General features: G+C 54.3%; 23 protein-coding genes. 19 read left to right on the top strand and 4 right to left on the bottom strand.

Annotated elements, in window-relative coordinates; genetic code table 11:
* The first annotated feature begins 34 nt into the window (after positions 1-34).
* Genes pqqA through pqqF form a run of 6 tightly spaced genes read left to right on the top strand, consistent with a single transcriptional unit; the run spans position 35 to position 5,567 of the window.
* Positions 35-106 carry a pyrroloquinoline quinone precursor peptide PqqA gene (pqqA, locus tag VH86_RS24910; RefSeq protein WP_010617686.1) on the top strand — a complete coding sequence of 24 codons (72 nt, stop codon included), beginning with the start codon at positions 35-37 and terminating at the stop codon, positions 104-106.
* A 55-nt stretch (positions 107-161) separates the two neighbouring features.
* Positions 162-1,088: a pyrroloquinoline quinone biosynthesis protein PqqB gene (gene pqqB / locus VH86_RS04315; protein WP_045832023.1), complete on the top strand. Its 927-nt coding sequence runs from the start codon at positions 162-164 to the stop codon at positions 1,086-1,088.
* Positions 1,085-1,840 (top strand): pyrroloquinoline-quinone synthase PqqC, encoded by a 756-nt coding sequence (gene pqqC / locus VH86_RS04320; RefSeq protein WP_038647148.1) that lies wholly within the window; start codon positions 1,085-1,087, stop codon positions 1,838-1,840. The genes pqqB and pqqC overlap by 4 nt, the downstream gene beginning before the upstream one ends.
* A gap of 4 nt (positions 1,841-1,844) precedes the next feature.
* Entirely contained in the window at positions 1,845-2,123 is a 279-nt protein-coding gene (gene pqqD / locus VH86_RS04325; RefSeq protein WP_045832070.1) for a pyrroloquinoline quinone biosynthesis peptide chaperone PqqD, read from the top strand.
* A complete protein-coding gene (gene pqqE / locus VH86_RS04330) occupies positions 2,110-3,249 on the top strand; it encodes a pyrroloquinoline quinone biosynthesis protein PqqE (RefSeq protein WP_045832024.1) in 1,140 nt (379 codons plus the stop codon). Before pqqD ends, pqqE begins: the two co-directional genes overlap by 14 nt.
* Positions 3,249-5,567 carry a pyrroloquinoline quinone biosynthesis protein PqqF gene (gene pqqF / locus VH86_RS04335; protein WP_045832025.1) on the top strand — a complete coding sequence of 773 codons (2,319 nt, stop codon included), beginning with the start codon at positions 3,249-3,251 and terminating at the stop codon, positions 5,565-5,567. Before pqqE ends, pqqF begins: the two co-directional genes overlap by 1 nt.
* A 68-nt stretch (positions 5,568-5,635) precedes the next feature.
* Here pqqF and dld read toward each other — a convergent pair whose 3' ends face one another.
* On the bottom strand, positions 5,636-7,330 hold the full coding sequence (dld, locus tag VH86_RS04340; RefSeq protein WP_045832026.1) for a D-lactate dehydrogenase: 1,695 nt from the start codon (positions 7,328-7,330) through the stop codon (positions 5,636-5,638).
* A gap of 435 nt (positions 7,331-7,765) precedes the next feature.
* Here dld and VH86_RS04345 point away from each other — a divergent pair, with 435 nt between their 5' ends.
* From VH86_RS04345 to VH86_RS04375, 7 genes are all read left to right on the top strand, one after another.
* Positions 7,766-8,746, top strand: a complete 981-nt coding sequence (locus VH86_RS04345; protein WP_038647138.1) for a 6-phosphofructokinase — start codon at positions 7,766-7,768, stop codon at positions 8,744-8,746.
* 10 nt (positions 8,747-8,756) lie between these two features.
* Entirely contained in the window at positions 8,757-9,071 is a 315-nt protein-coding gene (locus VH86_RS04350; protein ID WP_034827292.1) for a PTS sugar transporter subunit IIB, read from the top strand.
* Positions 9,064-10,431 (top strand): PTS sugar transporter subunit IIC, encoded by a 1,368-nt coding sequence (locus VH86_RS04355; protein WP_034827290.1) that lies wholly within the window; start codon positions 9,064-9,066, stop codon positions 10,429-10,431. Before VH86_RS04350 ends, VH86_RS04355 begins: the two co-directional genes overlap by 8 nt.
* Positions 10,418-11,260: a class II fructose-bisphosphate aldolase gene (locus VH86_RS04360; protein WP_038647132.1), complete on the top strand. Its 843-nt coding sequence runs from the start codon at positions 10,418-10,420 to the stop codon at positions 11,258-11,260. Before VH86_RS04355 ends, VH86_RS04360 begins: the two co-directional genes overlap by 14 nt.
* Before the next feature lie 64 nt (positions 11,261-11,324).
* A complete protein-coding gene (locus tag VH86_RS04365; protein ID WP_038647130.1) occupies positions 11,325-11,594 on the top strand; it encodes a hypothetical protein in 270 nt (89 codons plus the stop codon).
* 9 nt (positions 11,595-11,603) lie between these two features.
* Entirely contained in the window at positions 11,604-12,041 is a 438-nt protein-coding gene (locus tag VH86_RS04370; RefSeq protein WP_038647128.1) for a PTS sugar transporter subunit IIA, read from the top strand.
* A complete protein-coding gene (locus VH86_RS04375; RefSeq protein WP_045832027.1) occupies positions 12,038-12,622 on the top strand; it encodes a glucokinase in 585 nt (194 codons plus the stop codon). The genes VH86_RS04370 and VH86_RS04375 overlap by 4 nt, the downstream gene beginning before the upstream one ends.
* On the opposite strand, the gene VH86_RS04380 is transcribed toward VH86_RS04375, so the two are convergent.
* Positions 12,619-13,452, bottom strand: coding sequence for an NAD(P)-dependent oxidoreductase (locus VH86_RS04380; protein ID WP_045832028.1), 834 nt, complete (start codon positions 13,450-13,452; stop codon positions 12,619-12,621). The genes VH86_RS04375 and VH86_RS04380 overlap by 4 nt on opposite strands.
* A gap of 292 nt (positions 13,453-13,744) precedes the next feature.
* On the opposite strand from VH86_RS04380, the gene VH86_RS04385 reads away from it, so the two are divergent.
* The 5 genes from VH86_RS04385 to VH86_RS04405 all read left to right on the top strand — a co-directional run bounded on the left by VH86_RS04385 (position 13,745) and on the right by VH86_RS04405 (position 18,360).
* Positions 13,745-14,539 (top strand): SDR family NAD(P)-dependent oxidoreductase, encoded by a 795-nt coding sequence (locus tag VH86_RS04385; protein ID WP_038647122.1) that lies wholly within the window; start codon positions 13,745-13,747, stop codon positions 14,537-14,539.
* Between the two features lie 198 nt (positions 14,540-14,737).
* Entirely contained in the window at positions 14,738-15,088 is a 351-nt protein-coding gene (locus VH86_RS04390; protein ID WP_045832029.1) for a hypothetical protein, read from the top strand.
* A 49-nt stretch (positions 15,089-15,137) separates the two neighbouring features.
* Positions 15,138-17,138: a protein-disulfide reductase DsbD gene (locus tag VH86_RS04395; RefSeq protein ID WP_082082824.1), complete on the top strand. Its 2,001-nt coding sequence runs from the start codon at positions 15,138-15,140 to the stop codon at positions 17,136-17,138.
* Entirely contained in the window at positions 17,138-17,860 is a 723-nt protein-coding gene (locus VH86_RS04400) for a DsbA family protein (protein WP_045832071.1), read from the top strand. Before VH86_RS04395 ends, VH86_RS04400 begins: the two co-directional genes overlap by 1 nt.
* Positions 17,857-18,360 (top strand): protein disulfide oxidoreductase, encoded by a 504-nt coding sequence (locus VH86_RS04405; protein ID WP_045832031.1) that lies wholly within the window; start codon positions 17,857-17,859, stop codon positions 18,358-18,360. The genes VH86_RS04400 and VH86_RS04405 overlap by 4 nt, the downstream gene beginning before the upstream one ends.
* A 287-nt stretch (positions 18,361-18,647) precedes the next feature.
* Here VH86_RS04405 and VH86_RS04410 read toward each other — a convergent pair whose 3' ends face one another.
* Positions 18,648-18,977, bottom strand: a complete 330-nt coding sequence (locus VH86_RS04410; protein ID WP_038647114.1) for a cupin domain-containing protein — start codon at positions 18,975-18,977, stop codon at positions 18,648-18,650.
* Between the two features lie 128 nt (positions 18,978-19,105).
* Here VH86_RS04410 and VH86_RS04415 point away from each other — a divergent pair, with 128 nt between their 5' ends.
* Positions 19,106-19,741 (top strand): RpiB/LacA/LacB family sugar-phosphate isomerase, encoded by a 636-nt coding sequence (locus tag VH86_RS04415; protein ID WP_045832032.1) that lies wholly within the window; start codon positions 19,106-19,108, stop codon positions 19,739-19,741.
* A 262-nt stretch (positions 19,742-20,003) separates the two neighbouring features.
* Here the strand turns inward: VH86_RS04415 and VH86_RS04420 are convergent, their stop codons facing one another.
* A complete protein-coding gene (locus tag VH86_RS04420) occupies positions 20,004-20,741 on the bottom strand; it encodes an ABC transporter ATP-binding protein (protein WP_045832072.1) in 738 nt (245 codons plus the stop codon).
* Positions 20,742-20,748: the final 7 nt, after the last annotated feature.

A 20,748-nucleotide genomic window follows, 5' to 3' on the forward strand; every position in this document is an offset into this window, starting at 1 on the left:
CTGCTCTGCGTTATTTGTTTTGAGGAAGAAAGTTATGTGGAAAAAACCTGAATTTGTTGACCTGCGTCTGGGCCTGGAAGTGACTCTGTACATCTCCAACCGCTAAGACTTTCTGCCCGCCACTCGTGCGGGCATTTTATTTTTCATTCTGGTTATCTCTCATGTTTATTAAAGTGCTCGGTTCAGCGGCAGGCGGCGGCTTTCCGCAGTGGAACTGTAACTGCGCCAATTGCAGCGGCCTGCGCAACGGTACGATTCAGGCTCAGGCGCGGACGCAATCCTCGATCATTGTCAGTGACAACGGCGAAGATTGGGTGCTGTGTAACGCATCGCCAGATATCAGCCAACAGATCGCCCACACACCCGAACTGAATAAAAAAGGGGTTCTGCGCGGCACCGCGATTGGCAGCATCATTCTTACCGACAGTCAGATCGATCACACCACCGGTTTACTCAGTCTGCGCGAAGGCTGCCCGCATCAGGTGTGGTGTACGCCCGAGGTACATGCCGATCTCACCAGCGGTTTCCCGATTTTCACCATGTTGCAGCACTGGAACGGCGGTTTGCAGCACCATGGTCTTACGCCCTTTGAACCGTTTCGCGTTGATGTGTGTCGCGACCTGCAGTTCATTGCTATCCCGATTCTCAGCAATGCGCCACCGTATTCGCCGTATCGCGATCGTCCACTGCCGGGGCATAACGTCGCGCTGTTTATCGAAAATACCGCCAATGGCCAGACACTGCTGTATGCGCCAGGTCTGGGCGAGCCCGATGCGGTGATCATGCCGTGGCTGGAAAAAGCCGATTGCCTGTTAATTGACGGCACCGTCTGGCAGGACGATGAGCTGCTTGCCACCGGCGTCGGTAAAAACACCGGCAAAGCGATGGGTCATCTCGCGCTGGCAGAGGAGCACGGCCTGATGGCGCTGCTGGCGTCATTGCCCGCACAACGCAAAATTCTGATTCACATTAATAACACCAATCCGATCCTCAACGAGCAGTCGCCGCAGCGTCAGTATCTGACGCAGCAGGGCATTGAAGTGAGCTGGGACGGGATGGCGATTCATCTGCAGGAGAGCGCATCGTGATCATTACCGAAGCCTTATCGCCGCAAGAGTTTGAGCAGGCGCTGCGTGCCAAAGGCGCGTTTTACCACATTCATCATCCCTACCATATCGCGATGCATAATGGTGAAGCGACCCGTGAACAGATTCAGGGCTGGGTCGCGAACCGCTTCTATTACCAGACCAATATTCCCCTGAAAGACGCGGCGATTATGGCGAACTGCCCGGACCCTGCAACCCGTCGTAAGTGGGTACAGCGCATCCTCGACCATGACGGCAGCAACGGTCAGGAAGGCGGTATTGAAGCCTGGCTGCAACTCGGTGAAGCCGTAGGATTGGATCGTGAAGTCCTGCTGTCAGAAAAACTGGTGCTGCCGGGCGTGCGTTTTGCTGTGGATGCCTACGTTAACTTCGCCCGTCGCGCCAACTGGCAGGAAGCGGCCTGTAGCTCATTAACCGAGCTGTTTGCACCGCAAATCCACCAGTCGCGCCTCGACAGTTGGCCGCAGCACTATCCGTGGATTAAAGAAGAGGGTTACTTCTATTTCCGCAGCCGCCTGAGCCAGGCAAACCGCGATGTGGAGCACGGGCTGGCGCTGGCGCTGGAAGTGTTCACCACTGCTGAGCAGCAGAACCGCATGCTGGAGATTCTGCAGTTTAAACTCGATATTCTCTGGACGCTGCTGGATGCCATGACCATGGCGTATTCTTTGCAACGCCCGCCTTATCACACGGTCACCGATCAGGTGTCCTGGCACAGCACAAGACTGGTATAACATGATGAAAGATAATCTGATTCCGGCTTTCCGTCGTGGCTATCGCATGCAGTGGGAACCGGCGCAGGAGAGCCATGTGGTGCTGTATCCCGAAGGTATGGCCAAGCTGAATGAAACCGCAACGGCGATCCTTGAACTGGTCACCGGCAAACAGGATGTGGCCGCCATCATCGCCATTCTCAACAGCCGTTTCCCGGAAGCGGGCGGCGTGGATGATGACGTGAAGGAATTCCTGCAATCCGCCGTAGAACAGAAATGGATCCAGTGTCGTGAACCTGAATAAAACTGCCACGCCGCCGCTGTGGCTACTGGCTGAGCTGACTTATCGCTGCCCGCTGCAGTGCCCATACTGCTCGAATCCGCTCGACTTCTCGCAGCAGGAGAAAGAGCTGACGACTGAGCAGTGGATCGACGTGTTCCGTCAGGCGCGCGCCATGGGCAGTGTGCAGATGGGCTTTTCGGGCGGCGAACCGCTGACGCGGAAAGATCTGCCCGAGTTGATCAAGGCGGCACGCGATCTCGGTTTCTATACCAACCTGATTACTTCCGGTATCGGTCTGACGGCGAAAAAACTCGACGCCTTCGCCGATGCGGGTCTGGATCATATTCAGATCAGCTTCCAGGCGAGTGATGAAACCCTCAACGCCGCGCTGGCCGGTTCGAAAAAAGCGTTCCAGCAGAAGCTGGAGATGGCGAAAGCGGTGAAAGCGCACGGCTATCCGATGGTGCTGAACTTCGTGCTGCATCGACACAATATCGACCAGATCGATAAAATCATCGACCTGTGCATCGAACTGGAAGCGGACGACGTTGAGCTGGCAACCTGTCAGTTTTACGGCTGGGCGCATCTTAACCGTCAGGGCTTATTGCCGACACGCGAGCAGATTGCTCATGCCGAAGCGGTGGTGGCGGAGTACCGTGGACGTATGAGCGAAAGTGGCAACCTCACTAATTTGCTGTTCGTCACGCCGGATTATTACGAAGAACGGCCCAAACCCTGCATGGGCGGCTGGGGTTCAATCTTTCTGAGTGTCACGCCTGAAGGCACGGCACTGCCATGCCACAGCGCACGTCAGTTGCCGGTGGAGTTCCCGTCGGTACTGGAGCATAGCCTGGAAGACATCTGGTATAACTCCTTTGGTTTTAACCGCTATCGTGGTTACGACTGGATGCCGGAACCGTGCCGTTCGTGTGATGAGAAAGAAAAAGACTTCGGTGGTTGCCGTTGCCAGGCTTACATGCTGACCGGCAATGCGGATAATACCGATCCGGTGTGCAGTAAGTCACCGCATCACGGTAAGATCCTGGAAGCGCGCCGCGAAGCCACCTGCAGCGATATCAAAATCGCCCAGCTTCAGTTCCGCAATCGCTCCAACTCTGAGCTGATCTTCAAGCAGCGAGTGACCTGATGACCTCGCGCCAGCTGGTGTTAGCCAATGGCCTGCGTTGCCACCTGCATCATCAGGCTGGTGCGCGTGATGCCGCCGCACTGATCCGCGTGCAGGCGGGCAGTTTGGATGAACCCGATCGCTGGCCGGGTCTGGCGCACTTGCTGGAGCACCTGTTGTTCTGCGGCAGCGAGCGTTTTAAAGATAGCGAGCGCTTGATGCCGTGGGTGCAACAGCGGGGTGGGCAGGTCAACGCCACCACGCAACTCAGCCACAGCGCCTTTTTCTTCCAGCTGCCAGCAGCGGATTTAGCTGAAGGTGTCCAGCGGTTAAGCGACATGATCGCCGCACCGTTGCTCGGCCAGCAGGCGATTCGGCAGGAAGTCGCGGTGATCGATGCAGAGTGTCAACTTCTGCAACATCATGCTGAAACGCTCAGCGAAGCCGCGCTGGTGGATACGCTGGGTGGGGCTTTTCAGCGTTTTCGCATCGGGAATCAACAGTCGTTTGGTGACAGCGTCACTTTATTGCAGGCCGCGTTGCGCGACTTCCATCAGCGTTATTATCACGCAAATACGCTGGAACTGTGGCTACAGGGCCCGCAATCGCTGGAAGAATTGGCGCATCTTGCGCAACACTTTTCGGCGATCAATTCAGCAAAAAACACCCCTTCATATGTCGCAGCCACATTGCCTTCGGGCGACGTGATGTTGCAGCTCTCAGATAATGAGAGTTTCTGGCTGACGCTGATGTTATCGGGTGAGGAACCGGTTTTACGTGACAATGTCACCTTACTCAGTGTGTTCTGGCAAGATGAAGCGCCGGGCAGCCTGTTGGCCGCACTCAGGGAGGCTGAATTGTGCGATACGCTGCAGGGACAATGGCTGTGGCAGGATAAGCAGCACGGATGGTTAGCGCTGCGCTTCACTGGGCCTAAAATCAGCGCGGAGCAGGCGCAACGCATTGAGCACTGCTTCTGGCAGCATTTAGCCGCCATCAAACTTTGCACCCCTGAGCATCTCCAGCATTATTCTCAGCTGGCGCAGCACGATTTTGCCTGTCTATCGCCACTGGAACAGTTGCGTGGTCGGGCGTTAGGTTTTGCGCCTGCCGATTACGTGCCGCAGGGGTTCAGCGCTTTTATCGCTGCGCTGGCGCAGAAGCCTTGCTCACGCTTGCTCACTCAGCAGCAACTGGACTCGCCAGAAAGCATCCAGACGCAAGGTTTCACGCTGCTGCGCAAAAAAGGGCTGCCGCGCAGCCTGAGTCCATTCTCAACGCCCGCATTTTCTTTCTATCCCGCTGCGCACCAGGCCGTATTGCCCACATTGTCGCCGATAGCGATGCCCCTGCCGCGTATCGCGCCACGACAACAGGTTGAGACCTTGCTGTTGCGGCCGGCTTTTTATCATACGCTGAGTGATGAGGATGCGCAGGCGCGGCAAACCCGACTGCGTCCGGTGTTGGCGGCGTTGCGTCATGCAGGAGGAAGTGGCAGTTGGCAGCAGAAGCAGGGAGGTTGGCAGTTAGTGCTGAATTTGCCAGTCTCTGAGTCACCCGCTTTGCTGGCCGTGCATCATGCACTTGAGGCATTGAATCTGGCTCCCGATGCAAAACCGCTGGCGCCTGCGCAAAAGATCGTGATTCGACAGCTGCTCTCAGCCTTGCCTGTTCAATTGATTGCTCCCACCAGTGATACCCCATGGCTGGCGGCGTGGTGTGGCAAACACGGGCTATTACATCAGCGTGTGTCCCATCTGCTGAGCAACTTCGCGCCTGGTTTGGTAAGCAGTGCACAGCCGCCGCGCTTGCAAAGAGGTATTAAGCCGATCTCTTGTACCGGAGGCGATCAGGCGCTGCTGCTGTTTATTCCGCTGCCGATTGCTGATGAACGGAATTTAGCGGCACTGCGCGCGCTCTCATTGTTTCTGGAACCGCGCTTTTTCCAGCGACTGCGGGTCGATCAGCAAATAGGCTATGTGGTGTCGGCGCGCTACCAGCGCGTGGCGGATGTCGATGGGCTAATGCTGGCACTCCAGTCGCCACAGATTCCCTGGCAAACGCTGCTTGGACACTGCAAACGCTTTTTACGTGAGACCGTGGCTGATCTGAACGCTATCGCGCCGCCAACTTTCGCGGCCTGGCAAGCCACACTGCGCGAGCAGTGCGATATCCGCGATAACGCGGAAGCCGCACTGCAGGGGTTACGACAACAGCAGGCATTGCCGAATCTTACGCCTGATGCGATTGCATCCCTGACGCTGCCCCTTATCCAGCAGCTTTATCACCGCTTATTACGCGAACGCCGCCGCTGGCGAATACTGATTAATCAAAGTTGAAAAGCGATACCCTGCACCAGCGTCAGGGTGCGTTTCAGCTAAAAATGAGGCGCTCTTTGGATCTGCCTTTACGCCCAATACTTCTTCTTACTGGTCTTGCCTACACCCGGATTGCAGCTGTTGGTCGGATCCAGTTGCTTCCAGTGCGCCACATGCTCGCACGATGCCTGATAGAGATGTCCCACATTATGCTCAGCCGGGTACTTCGCACCACGCTGTTCAAGATAGACTTTGACCGCTTCTTTAAACGCCTTCGCATCCACCCCTTCCTTCAGCACATAATCCTGATGATTCACATAACAGAAAAAGTGCCCGCAGCAGGAATCGACCTGCACCTGTGCCGCTAAGTGATCCGGCAAGGTTAAGCGCCAGGCATCGTCATTGCGGCGCAACGCCACGTCGAAGGCCACCAGCCTTTCGTTCGGGTTATAACCCAGCGCATCACAATAAGAGATGGTGCACCCGCCTACGCCAAAACGCACCAGGAAGGCATCTGCGCCTTCGCGGGCATCACAATGGAAAAAGCCGCCGGAATGCCCGGCAAAAAATTGCTGCAACAACGTCTGCAATTCGTTGGTCTGCTGCGCATCGACTTTGATCATCAGATGATGTTGATATTCGTCGCGATAAGCCATGATGCGCGGGGCAATAAAGCTGGGTGTGAGCTGGTTAAAGCATTGCAGCGCCCGATCAACAAAATTGCGTGGCAGGAAAGGCAAATGACTGACACGGACATCCCATTTCGCTTTATTGCCCATCATTTTAGGAATGGCCTGTGGACCGAATTTACGGATCGCCAGATACATATGTTTGGCGTATCGCACGGTTAAATCGAACGCGTTGCGATGAATGTACTCTGCCTGCAGCGGCAGTTCGCTCATTTCGGTGAGAAGAAAACGGCGTAACGCCACCAAAACACTCTCATCATGGGTGCCGACATAAAAGGTGTCGCTCCCCGCGCTCGCTTCAAAGGTGGGCAGCCGCACAGCAAACACCACCACTTTTCCTGCACTGCCGGAACTGTCGTGCAGATAACGTAGGTCGCCGTTGAAGCGAGCAGGGGAATCAGCGCGGACATCCCGCAGACGGTCTGCGTAATCATCAGCCCAGATTTTGCCGTCCCAATCGGCCTGGTCGCCGGTCTGATACTGCTGCTCAGTCAGACTCTTCAGCATCGCCTCCGGCGTATCACCCAAATCGATACCAAGGTGATTGACCATCTCTAAGCGTCCATCATCATGGATACGGGCAAACAGTGATTTTTCAGTAAAGGCGGGGCCCCGGCGAATCAGTGAACCGCCCGAGTTGTTACAGATGCCTCCCACGACAGAAGCACCAATGCAGCTGGAACCAATCACCGAGTGCGGTTCGCGTCCCAACGGTTGCAGCGTGTGCTCCAGTTCGGTCAGGGTGGTACCGGGGAAGGCGATGACCTGTCGCGCTTGATCGATGACCTGTACGCCCTTGAGCTGGCGGGTGCTGATGATCACCACGTCGCGATCATAATCATTGCCATCCGGGGTTGACCCGCCGGTCACGCCGGTATTCGAGGCTTGCATCAAAATAATGACGTCCTGTGCCACGCATACCTTTAGGCTTTGCCACAGTTGCAGCAAGTTTTGCGGCAATATCACTGCCAGTGCCTCACCGCGACCGACACGAAATCCCTTGGTGTACCAGGCTTTATCATCGGCATGGGTCAATACCTGTTTGCCGCCCACTATGCCAGCGAGCTGACGCAACATCTCCTGCGAGTTGGTCATGTTTTCTCTTCTTCGTCATTTATTTGCTGCGATATTGGACAGCCAGATAAACGTGACGTCAATCATTCATCGGTACTGATCAACAAATAACGCACTGAATCATTATCCCTTTATCCTTCATGGAGAAAAGTCGGCGAACTGATAAAAATGCGTGGGCAATCACAATTCAGATCGAAAGAAATTCAGATGAAAAGGCGATGACAGGTTCGGTGCGTATTCTACGATTAAAAAAATATAACCAAATGATTTTATTGGTTTTATTAAATAACGGGCAAAATTCGCAATGTGATTAATATCACAAAAAACAGCGTTTATTTATGCTTGTCAACGTTACGAGGAATGAAATACATGGCAAAAATGTGATCTTCGTTGCAAATAGAAAATCCGTTCACCGGAAGAATGAATGTCAGACGTGCAGCATACGGAGTGATGACAATGAGAATTGGCATAGTGATAAGCGGTGGCGATGTTACCGGAATAAATAACTTTGTGTTTCAGATATCACGTATGACGCAGGCGGATATGGTGTTATTTAATGGCGGCATTCCCGGTTTATTAGAAAATCGCCATCAGGAAATGTCGCAGCGCGATCTGGTGGATTATGCCATCACTTCAATTCCCGTGATGCAATCGGGACGAACCACGCGAAAATTAATTCGCCCTGAGTATGAGGTGATCGCCAAACAACTCAAATCGCTACGCATCGATGTATTAATTATGGCCGGGGGTGATGGTTCATTACAGTTTTTACATACATTAAGCGAATTCGGTGTAAATTGCTTTGGTGTAGGCATGACCATTGATAATGATGTTTTTGGCAGTGACTACACCATTGGTTTCTCTACCGCTTGTGAGCAAGTCTTAAAAGAAGTATCGAAATTAAGAAATACCGGCCGCGCGTTAACCGGTCGTGTATTTATGGTTGAGTTGCTCGGCGGCTATTGTGGCGAACTGACGCTGCAATCGGCGATCAAATCCAATGCTGATTTCGCGCTGATTCCGGAGTGCCAGATCCCGGCGCAAGAACTGGCAGAACGCATCACGCAGCGACTTGCCGCGCAGAACAGCGTGGTGATTCTCTGCTCTGAAGGCTACACCCGCGAATACTCGCCGGGCTTTCAGGGCGCGATTGATACCTTAATTAAACAGATTGAGCCGCTGATAGGGGTACGAATTCGTAAAACTATTATCGGTTACGGCTTGCGTAGTGGTGACCCGACCTGTGAAGAGATTTATCAAGGCACCATTATGGCCAGTGAAGTTGCGCGCTGTATTCAGTCGGGGATGCGCAACAAAGCGGTGATTATTAATGGCAGTAATCGACCGATACCGATTGATCTTATAAGCATGAAAAAACGCCTGGTTGATACCGAAGGGCATCATTACAAACTCGCTAAACAACTGCATATTCTGTGAGGAAAACGCCATGCTGAAAATATTATGTGTCTGTGGATGTGGTCTGGGTTCTAGTTTCGCCATCGAAATGAGTGCCAAATCCGTATTAAAGAAACTCGAAATTGAAGCGGATATTGATCACACCACTATTTCAGAAGCCAATGCTTTTAAATCCGACATGATTCTCACTCAAAAAGCATTTGCGGATGTCCTTAACGCGGATGCCAGCCCGGAACAAATTAAACGGGTGATTATTCTCAACAAGCTGACCGATAAAGCTGAAATTGAGGAAAAAATCGTGGCGTTTATGAAAGAACGTAATCTGAAGGTTGCTAACCATGAATAGTGTGATCAACTTCCTGGTAAAAGACTTATTAGGGCAGGCATCAATTCTGATCGCCTTTATTGCTCTGATTGGTCTGCTACTGCAGAAAAAATCAGCAGGTAAGGTGGTGGAAGGCACCTTTAAAACCCTGCTGGGCTTTTTAATCATGATGGCGGGTATCAATATCATAGTCGGTACGCTGACCTTCCTGAATACCATCTTCACCCACGGTTTTGGCATGAAGGGCTATATCACCGATGTGGCCGCCATTGCCGGATTAGCAAGCCGCGAGTTGGGATCAGAAGTAGCGCTGACATTGTTGGTGATCTTTATCGTCAACATCATCATCGCGCGTCTGACGCCGTTCAAATACATCTTCCTCACCGGCCAGGCGCTGCTGTGGATGGCAACCATCGGAGCGGTGATCGGCTATAAAGCCGGGCTGACGGGTTTACCGCTGATCCTAACAGGCGGCATCTTCGGCGGCATTATGGCGGTCGTGATGCCAGCGCTGGCTCAGCCGGTGGTGCGCCGAATCACAGACTCTGATGACGTGGCACTGGGACACTTCTGCACCATCGGCTATCTGCTGACGGCGGCAGTGGCGAAGGTGGTCGGTAAAGGCTCGCGCTCAACGGAAGATCTCAAGCTGCCAGACAACTTCAAGTTCCTGCAGGACACCTATCTGTCGATGGCAGTGGTGATGGTACCGATGTACCTGATCCCGGCAGTGGCAGCAGGCCCAGAATTTATCGGCCAGTACAGCAACGGCATGAACTACCTGATGTATGCCTTTATGCAGTCGATACAGTTCGTCGCCGGCGTGTTCGTGCTGTATAGCGGCGTGCGTTTACTGCTCAACGAGTTGGTGCCAGCGTTCCGTGGCATTGCGATGCGCCTGGTGCCAGATGCAAAACCCGCGCTCGACTGTCCGGTGATGTTCCCTTACGCACCCAATGCCGTGATCGTCGGCTTCCTGGCGACAACTCTGGGTTCCGTGGTCGGCATGCTGGTGTTCCCCATGTTCGGTCTGGCGATGATTCTGCCTGGCCTGCTCACCAACTTCTTTGCCGGTGGCACCGCAGGTGTATTCGGTAATGCGCTGGGTGGACGTCGTGGAGCGATGATTGGCGGTTTTGTTCATGGCCTGTTCATCACTTTCCTGCCGGCCATATTGGTGCCAATGCTCGAAAGCTACGGCTTCACCGGTGTGACTTTCAGTGACTCTGACGTCATCAGTACCGGATTGGTATTGGGCCATGCTTTCCAGGGCAACTGGTTGTTCGTCGCACTCTTTATTGTCTTTATCACTCTGATCGCCTGGTTTGTTAACGGAAAATCCCCTAAATCCCACGAGGAAAAGCTTCATGAAACTTTATAACTTTACCGATCTGTTACAGGTGGCTAAACAACGTGAATTTAAAGCGCTTGGTTCCTTTAATTTGCACTGCCTGGAAATGTTACCGGCCTTTTTTAAAGCAGCAGAGAAAACCAACAGTCCATTAATGATTCAGATCTCAACCGGCACGGCGAAATATCTGGGACATAAATTATTAGTGGATGCGATTCGCTCGTTATCTGAAAGCCGTAATGTGCCAACGTGCCTGCATCTCGATCACTGTTCAGATCTCGATGCGATTCAAACGGCACTGGATGCAGGATTCAGTTCCATTATGTATGACGGCTCGCATTTATCGATTGAAGAGAATATTGCCAATACGCGTCGCGTGATTGATATGGCGCGCCCGTTGCACGTCTCAGTAGAAGCGGAACTGGGTGCGATTGGCGGCTCAGAAGACGGTAAAGAAGTCGAAATGAACGATGCTTCCTTCACCACCGTAGATGATGCCAAACGCTTCGTCGAAGAAACCGGCGTGGATATGCTGGCCATCTCCATCGGCACCGTACACGGATTGTATACCGGTAAGGCACACATTCAGCATCAGCGTCTGGCGGATATCACGGATGCCACCAAAACGCCTCTGGTACTGCATGGCGGCACCGGCGTAAGCGATGACGATATGCGTCTGGCCGTGCGCAGCGGTATCGAAAAAGTGAACGTCGGCACGGAAATGAATGTGCAGTGGGTGGCAAACTGCAAGCAGACGTTTGAAAAAGGTAAAGTGAATGACAGCGTACGCAACTTCCTGGTGCCCGCTAATGATGCCGTCACCAATGTGCTGGTAGAAAAGATTTCACTGTTCCGTTAAGTACGACTCACTCATGACGTAATAAACCTGAGGTGCCCTGGCGCCATTCGGGGCAGGAGACGCTATGTTTGGATTCTTGAAAAAGGGCTCGGATAATAAGAGTCAGGATTCACAAGAAATAGATCTTCAGGCAGAAACCATCAGTGGAAAAATTAGCGAGCTGGAACAACAGCTCGCTATTAATCCGCAAGCGGTCGATGCGCAGAAACAATTAATGCTGGAATATAATCGTGCATTAAATATCTTTGCGAAAAGCCGCCGTTTTCGTCAGGAAATTGATCCGCTGTTCGTTAAAATTGATGAACTGCGTAATACCATCCGCAAATCAATTTAAGGAGGCAGTATGAGTATTAAGCGACTGCTGCAAGAAGCGAATGCGATTCAGGTGGGGATCAGCGCCACGGACTGGCGCGAAGTGATCGCGCTCGCCGCACAACCGTTGGTGAGCGGTGGATATGTGAAGGATTCCTATCCGGAGGCGGTGATAGCCAATACCCTGACGCACGGCGCTTATTATGTGTTTGAGGAAGGGATAGCCATTCCGCATGCGCGTCCGGAAACGGGCGTGCTGAAAGATTGCTTCAGCATGATTGTGCTGGATGAGCCGATCTCTTTTGAGGGGAGTGACAAAGCCGATATCGTCATTATGTTCGGCGCGCGCGACAGCAATGCGCACATCGAAGAGGGCATTCGCGCGATTGTCTCACTATTGGAAGATGAAGAGACGCTGGTGCGGTTACGTCAGGCCAGCAGTGTGGCGGAGGTGATAGAAATCCTATGACTTCTCACACTGAAGAAAAGATGGTGGTGCTGGTCAACGGCATTCCCGCGTCGGGGAAAAGCACCCTGACACGGGCTATGGCGGACCGGTTTGGTTTTCCGGTACTGACGCTGGACAGCCTCAAAGAACCTTTTATGGCCAGTTTCGCGCCGGTGGATCGCCTGCGTAACCGTCAGTTGGGTTGTGCGGCTTATCAGGCGATCTGGAAGGTGGTCGGACAGGCTCCCACCTGCTGCGTATACCTGATTGACGCCTGGTTCGGCTTCCAGCCAAAAGAAGTCTTGCAGCAAGGATTAGAGCAGGCGGGTATCACTCGGGTGCTGGAGCTGTGGCTGGCGATCACCCCTGACGAAGCGGTAGCGCGTTATCAGTCACGACTGACCGATCGCATGCCGGGTCATCCAGGTGCCGAGTATCTGCCTGAGCTACGTAAGCTGGCGGAAACGGCGCAGCCGATGGCGCTCGGGCCGGTGTTGCAACTCAATGCCGCCGATCCGGATGAAGCGGCGGCGAGTGCCTGGTTGCAGCGTCAGCTGCGGCTGCCGGTGAGTGCTCAGCCCGCTTTGTCTGCATCAGGTTAAAAGAAGTCCGCCAGTAAGGCGCTGAACTGTTGATCGTGTTGGCGATCGTCAGCCAGCTGGCGGCAGATTTCCCCTAAGGCCCGATAGAGTTGATCGGTGGCCAGTTCGCCCTGATTAAGCGTGGCAATCTCATCCATCTCCGCCGCCCAGCGCCAGGCTTTTGGCAGCATATCCGGGGCGGCTTTTTCCATTCGCTTCAGTAACGCCTGCTGGCTCTCCTGCATCTCTTCACGCAGTGCATCGGCGGCACCCACTCGGCTGGCATTGATCAGCATCGCCGAGGTCAGCAGAGTGATGCCTTTATTAATCCCGGCATAAGCCATCTTCAATGCTGAGGCGGCGCCGTTCTCAGCGCCCATCACCCGCACCCGCAACCCATAATCACTTAACTGCGCCAGTTTTTCGGCATGTGGCCCTGCAAACCAGAATCGCGGTCCGGAAGGATTCTGCTCGCCAGGCGGCAAGCCAATTATCGCCGCATCGGCAAAAGGGGTACCGGTGCTTTCAATCACCTGAGCCACTCGTTTGAGCGTCTCCGGACTGATGGCGTTGCAATCCACATACAACGGTTTGTGCGCGGCGGCTTGTAAAAGCGGAGCCATCTGTTGTGCCCAGCTGAGTGCCGATTCGGGCGGCAGAATCGACAGAATCATATCGGCCTCACAAAGCGCCTGTGCGCTGCAGTTGGCGATATTGGCCTGTTGGGCACACTGTTGTGACTGGGCTGAGCGTTCGCTCAGCGGAGCAATCACCCGCGCCCCATGCCGGGCAAGTACAGCACCGATGGCCGCGCCCATAGCGCCCGGTGCGGCAATAGCAATCGTCTTCATTACGGTCACTCCTTTAGGCATTAACTTCTCAGTATGGAACGCGCTAAAAAGTTCGTGGTCAGGGAAGTGCAAGCAAATACAACCGTCCACCCGCAGCGGTTTTGTCCGGCACGGTTATTGCTGCTGGTGGTGGCGCAGCGGGTGATTTGGCGGGGCAGAAAGCAGGCCAGACACGCTTGTGCTAATTCACAGCCGTGATAATAACCGCATGATTTGACAAGGCATATTTCACACGCTCAACCAGGCTTGTTGAATGTTTTGCATGATATAGCCCATCCATCAAGGAGACTCTATGAACATTGATTTGCACGGTAAAACCGCGTTAGTGACGGCATCAACGGGCGGCATTGGTTTTGCGATCGCTCAGGGATTGGCTGAGAGCGGTGCCGAAGTGGTGCTTAATGGGCGCAGTGAAGACTCGGTGAGCCGGGCACGTGAGAAGCTGAATGGATTGGTGGTTGGCGCCAAAATTCATACTTTTATTGCCGATCTCGGCAGCGCACAGGGCGTAAAGCAATTGCTGAACGGATTGCCGCCCATTGATATTCTGGTCAACAACGCCGGAATTTACGGCCCGCAAGACTTCTATGCCACCGATGACGATACCTGGGAAGCTTACTGGCAGACCAACGTAATGTCGGGTGTGCGACTGTCCCGCGCTTTGCTGCCGGAGATGGTGAAACGCGGTTGGGGGCGCGTGGTGTTTATCTCTTCTGAATCGGCGCGCAACATCCCCGCGGATATGGTGCATTACGGTGTGACCAAAACCGCACAACTCTCGCTGGCGCGTGGGCTGGCGAAAGTCGCAGCAGGGAGCGGCGTGACGGTAAACAGCGTGCTGCCTGGCCCCACCATCTCAGATGGTTTTGCAGCAATGATGGAAGACGAAGTCAAACGAACCGGAAAAACGCTAGAAGTACTGGCGAAAGAGTTTGTGATGGCGCAGCGTCCGAGTTCGGTGATTCAGCGTGCAGCCACGGTGGAAGAGGTGGCAAATATGGTGGTATACGTGTGCTCGCAACAAGCTTCGGCCACCTCTGGCGCGGCACTGCGCGTCGATGGCGGAGTGGTGGATGATATTGTTTAATCCACAGTAAATTGCCAGTCCGTGTCGCAGCGTAACGTATTACGTGCTTCTTAAGCCCCATGAGGGCTGAGTGGTGCGCATAGACTTCGCTGCGACAACGCCACGATTAACCTCAGCCAGACAAAAGTTTACACAGCAACGCTTGGTGTTTCTGCTGCATGTGCTTAAAATGCCCGCACTTTACTCTGGGGCGATGGCATGACCAAATCAGCACAACGCGCAAAATGGATTCTGGCACTGCTTTGTCTGGTGCTGGCATTTTGTCTCGCCCAGCGTAGCTTTAATCTGCCCAATGCTTCTCAGGCGCAGATCAGCGCCTCGTCGTTCAGCGATCACGACCAAATCGGTGGCGAAAAAATCTGTTCCATCAGTGCAAAATCACTCCACGCTGCGGCCCCGATTATCGACAGCGTCATGCCGTTTCTGTTGATGGTCATCGCCTTACTGACCACGCTCTTCTCGTCTAAACCCACATCAGGTTATCGTCGTGAGCCTCTCTTTCCGCCCGTACAGCGGCGGCATCTGACCTTCTGCGTCTTTCGGGAATAACGCTACGCATCCCATCGCGTAAACCTTGTTATTCACCGGAGAAAAATTGATGAATCTCTTTATCAGGAGCTTGTTGCTCCTGCTGGTCAGCTGCACGAGCATGGTGCACGCTGCCGACACAGGCTGGCTGCGTAATGCACAAAACAGCCATGCAGAAGTGCGCTTACGCAGCGCGAGTCATGGTGCTGATGCGCAAATATTACTGGATATCCGACTGGAAAACGGTTGGAAAACGTACTGGCGTTCGCCGGGCGAAGGTGGCGTGGCCCCGGAAATTCGCTGGCAAACGCCCGCCAGCAACGCCACATGGTATTGGCCTGCGCCTGCTCGCTTTGACGTGAGCGGGCTCACCACCCAAGGCTACAAAGGCAATATCACGCTGCCGATTGAGCTTGAAGAGGTGTCAGATAAAAAACTTGCCGGCACACTCACACTCTCGACCTGTAGCGATGTCTGCATTCTGACCGATTTCCCCTTCACTCTGGATCTCGACCAGCAGGCTGCCCCCGATTTTGCCCGCGATTACGCCCAGGCGATGGGGCAGATCCCCGCTGAAAGCGGTTTGACCGATCAACTCGACGTCAGCAACGTCAATGGCGAACTCCAAATCCGCGCTCAGCGTCAGGGTGGATGGACTAAACCTGAGCTGTTCTTCGACTATCCGCAAGGCAGCATGCTGGCTGCACCGCAGATCACGGTGAAAGGCGACATCCTCAGCGCGCGGGTTGCGGTCACCGATGAGTGGGGCGAAGCGGCACCCGACTTGCGCGGTAAAACGTTGTCGCTGGTGGTGGTTGACGCGGGTATCGCCCAGCAAAGTTCGGTAATCATCGGCGCTCAGCCCCTTGTCTCCGATAGCACATCACAAACCCTATGGTCAGTGATATTGCTGGCGCTGTTGGGGGGATTGATCCTCAACCTGATGCCATGTGTGCTGCCGGTGCTGGCAATAAAACTCAGCGGTCTGGTGCAGCAACAAGGCCAATCGCGGCGTCAGACCCGGCAGCAGTTTCTTGCCTCCAGCGCCGGAATCCTGTTCTCGTTCCTGCTGCTCGCGGCGTTGATGACCGGCCTGCGGCTGAGTGGACAGGCGTTGGGCTGGGGCATCCAGTTCCAGAGCAGTGGCTTCCTGCTGGCGATGGTGCTGGTGATGTTCTTCTTCACTGCCAGTCTGTTTGATTTGCTGCATTTCCGTTTACCTTCAGGTCTTAACACCCGACTGGCAACGCAGGGCGGTAGCGGGTTGCTGGGGCATTTTGGTCAGGGGGCTTTTGCCACGTTACTGGCGACGCCGTGCAGCGCACCGTTTCTCGGAACCGCAGTGGCCTATGCGCTTACCGCACCCTTGCCACAGTTGTGGTTGCTGTTTGCCGCATTAGGTATCGGCATGAGCCTGCCATGGCTGTTGGTCGCGGCGTTGCCAGGTTTGGCGCGCTGCCTGCCTCGTCCGGGGCGCTGGATGGTTCATCTGCGTACCCTGCTTGGTCTGTTAATGCTGCTCGCCACTTTCTGGCTGGTCACACTGCTGATCCCACACTGGGGTGGATCTTTTGCCATGATGCTGGGTGGTGTATTGCTGCTGGTGCTGTGTGGCTGGTTAATTCAGCGTCGGGCGCTGCAGCAAGCCGGAGTGGTGTTTATCACCCTGACGTTGGTGGGGGCGGTATTCCTGATGACGCGCATTGAGCCAGAGGAGGAAACGCTCTACTGGCAGCCGCTGACCGAAGCGGCGATCAATCAGGCACTGGAGCAAGATAAGCGCGTGTTTGTCGATGTCACCGCCGACTGGTGCATTACCTGCAAGGTGAATAAATCCCGGGTGCTGAATCAACCTGACGTGCGCGCCGCGTTGAAAGCCGATGATGTGGTGCTGCTGCGCGGTGACTGGACTCAGCCTGACCCCGCTATCGGTGAATTCCTGCGCAAGCGCGACCGCGTTGCCATCCCTTTTAACCAAATTTATGGCCCGGCACTGCCGCATGGCCACATTTTGTCACCGCTGCTGAGTCGTGAAGCGGTGATTTCGACTCTCTCTGAGGCTAAAAAATGATGAAAAAATCCCTGTTACTGTCCCTGATGTTTCTGACCCTGCCTGCACTGGCGGCGGCACCGTTTACACCTGAACAAGAGGCACGCATCAAACAGCTGATTCGTGAAACGCTGGTGCAGAATCCGGCGATTCTGGCCGAAGCAGCTGATGCCTTTGATAAAGAAGCGGCGAAACAGCAGCAGAGCGTTGTCGCGCAGATGGTGAAGAAAAACCACGATGCCCTGTTCAATGATGCCGGTTCGCCGCGCATCGGGGCAGAAAAACCGGCGCTGACGCTGGTGTATTTCACTGACTACAACTGCGTGTTCTGCAAGAAATTCGATGCGGATATTGAGAAGCTGCTGAAAAGCTATCCACAGGTGGCGGTAGTATTAAAACCGCTGCCGTATCGTGCCGAAACCTCTTTGACATCCGCGCGTTTGGCATTGACGGTTTGGGAACAGCAACCTAAAAACTTCCTGAAACTCCACGAGCGCTTAATGGCGAAAAAGGGCAACCACGACGAAGCGAGCATTGCCGCAGCGCTGGATAAAACCGGTATCAAGCTGAAAGAACCCAGTAAAGCCAGCCTCGACACCATCAATGAGAATCTGACGCTGGTGCAGCAGTTAGGTGTACAGGGCACGCCTGCTACGCTGGTGGGCAATGAGCTGATCAGCGGCGCGGTGCCTTATGCGCAACTGGAAGCCGCAGTGAAGGGCGCGTTGCAGGCGAAACCATGATGCGTCTCAAGCGCTGGCTGCGTGAAGCCGCAGTGCTGGTGCTGATCGCCGCGGCGATAATTTGGGGTATGGATTGGCTGCGCGCCCCGCAGCTGCCAGCCGATCTGGCACAACAGCCGCTGACGACGATCAATAGCGAAGTTAACCTGGCCACGTTAAGTCAGGATAAGCCGGTGCTGGTGTATGTGTGGGCCACCTGGTGTGGGGTGTGCAAACTCACCACGCCCACGGTGGCTGCGCTCAGCCAGAACGGTAAGCAGGTGGTGACCGTGGCACTACGGTCGGGTGATGACCAGCGTGTCGCCACCTGGCTGGAGAAAAAAGGTCTGCAGGGCCCGGCGGTGAACGATGAAAACGGTGCAGTGAGTCAACGCTGGGATATCAACGTGACGCCAACCTTTATCGTGTTACAGCGCGGCAAAGTGGTTAGCACCACCACCGGTTGGAGCAGCGCCTGGGGACTGAAATTGCGTCTAGGGTGGGCTGAAAAATTTCACTAACGCGTAAGTGAGTGTCATATCGCGCTAAGCAGCGTATTGACGCACAAATAAGGCTTTTGCTTAGTAAAGCTGTCACTTTTCCAAGTGGCAGCTTTTTTTTGCGCACTGGGGCGGCTGCCATCCTGTCCATCCTGAGCTACCCGCCATATTTGTAGCCTTTTGACATCACGTACAGATGTTAATGAGCGGCCCCAGACGGCGCTAACGCCGATCGTTTAACGGGCAAGCGGCAATCCAGCAGGCACGCATGCACTCCCCAGGGATGCACCTGCATGTGTATCCGCTATCTACCGCGACCCGAGAAAATCCTCGCGCTGTGGCGTGAAGGTATCCAGCAGCGTCCCCGCCTCCAGACAGACGCAACCGTGCACCACATTAGGCGCTTTATATAATGTGTCTCCCGCGCCGACTTCCTGCGTAACCCCATCAATCGTAAAAGCAAAACGGCCGGCCAACACATAGGTCAGTTGCTCATGGGGGTGATGATGCAATGGCCCCACTGCATCCTTTTCAAAGGTCACTTCGACCGCCATCATCCGCCCCCCGTGGGCCATGACGCGCCGCGTCACGCCGTTGCCGAGGTCTTCTTTAGTCGTCGCGCTTTTATAAATAAACATCGGTTTTCCTCACCAGTGACTTCATCAATGTGTGACAGATCTCACATCGAAAGGGACATTTCAGGGCTGCATTTTAGCGCACCTTGATTAAAATGAAACGGTGTTTCAAATTAATCTGAGGATGGATCATGAAAATCGCTTTGATGATGGAAAATAGCCAGGCCGCTAAGAACGCAACCGTATGGAAAGAACTGCAAACTGTCGCGCAACCGCTCGGCCATCAGGTGTTTAACGTCGGCATGAGCGACGAGCAGGATCATCATCTGACTTATATTCACCTCGGCATCATGGCTGGACTGTTGCTGAACAGTAAAGCGGCTGACTTTGTGGTCGCAGGTTGTGGTACCGGGCAAGGAGCGTTGGTGTCGCTCAACCTGCATCCCGGTGTCGTGTGCGGCTACTGTATCGATCCCGCTGATGCTTATCTGTTCGCGCAAATTAACAACGGTAATGCGCTGTCGCTGCCTTTCGCCAAGGGTTTTGGTTGGGGAGCCGAGTTGAATCTACGCTTTATCTTCGAGAAAGCCTTCACCGGCGAAAAAGGCTTAGGCTATCCGCCAGAGCGTAAAGAACCGCAGGTGCGTAATGCGGGCATTCTCAATCAGGTGAAAGCCACGTTGCTGAAAGAAGATTACCTTGATTCACTGCGCGCACTGGATCCTGAACTGGTGAAAGCCGCCGTTGGCGGTGCTCGTTTCCAGGCGTGTCTGTTCGAACACGGACAGAATCAGGACATCGTGCGCTTTGTTCGTGATCTGCTGTAACGATGGGTTGCGTTCAGCCGAGATAATTTTGTCTGGGTATGCAGGTGCGCCTGAATGCGCGCCTTGCAGAATCGAACCAAGCCATCTTATGGATGGTTTGGTTCTTAAGATCGATGAGTTAAGCCTATGATCTGGCCAGACTGACTTTTTCAAAAAGGCCGTTTTCTTTCATCTGCAAGGGGACGGGCCGCAGCGCCTCTGCTGCGGCACCAGACTGCGTTATCACCCCATGCTTAATTGATGCTTTAACAGGTCCCATTATTTAAGCCCGGCTCGATTCCACCAGCATGCGCGTATAGGGCATCTGAGCACCATTCCGCACCAGGGTTTCCACATCTAATGTTTCTAACAGCTTGCCATGCTGCATCACCGCCACTCGATGACACAGATGCGCCACGACGCCCAGATCGTGCGTCACCATCATGTAGGTCAGGTTCTCCTGCTGCTGCAAGTCACTTAACAAGTTCAGAATCTCCGCCTGTACGGAGACATCGAGCGCGGAGGTGGGCTCATCCAGCAACAGCACTCGTGGTTCGAGAATCAACGCACGGGCTATGGCCACACGCTGGCGCTGACCGCCAGAGAGCTGATGCGGATAGCGGGTTTGCCAGGCACGATTGAGTCCAACCTTTTCCAACATAGCAATCACGCGTTGCGAACGTTGTCCGATACCGTGAATGTGCAACGGCTCTTCCAGGATGTCGCCAATGGTGTGGCGCGGATGCAACGAGCCATAAGGATCCTGGAACACCATCTGCACCTGGCGGCAGAGGGCACGGTCAATGCGATGCTCCCGTTTTCGTCCTGCAATCGCGAGCTCGCCGTCCCAATGGGTAAACAGCCCGGCAAGACATTTCAGCACCGTGGTTTTCCCCGATCCAGACTCGCCGACCAGGCCAAAAATTTCTCCTTCACGCACCGACAAATTGACGTCATACAGCACCTGGTTGCGCTGCTCGTCCTCGCCAAAGCTAAGGTTAAGGTGACTCACACGGATCATCTCGTTC

The sequence above is a fragment of the Pantoea sp. BL1 genome (assembly GCF_000963985.1).
In the GTDB taxonomy this organism is placed as follows: domain Bacteria; phylum Pseudomonadota; class Gammaproteobacteria; order Enterobacterales; family Enterobacteriaceae; genus Pantoea; species Pantoea rwandensis_B.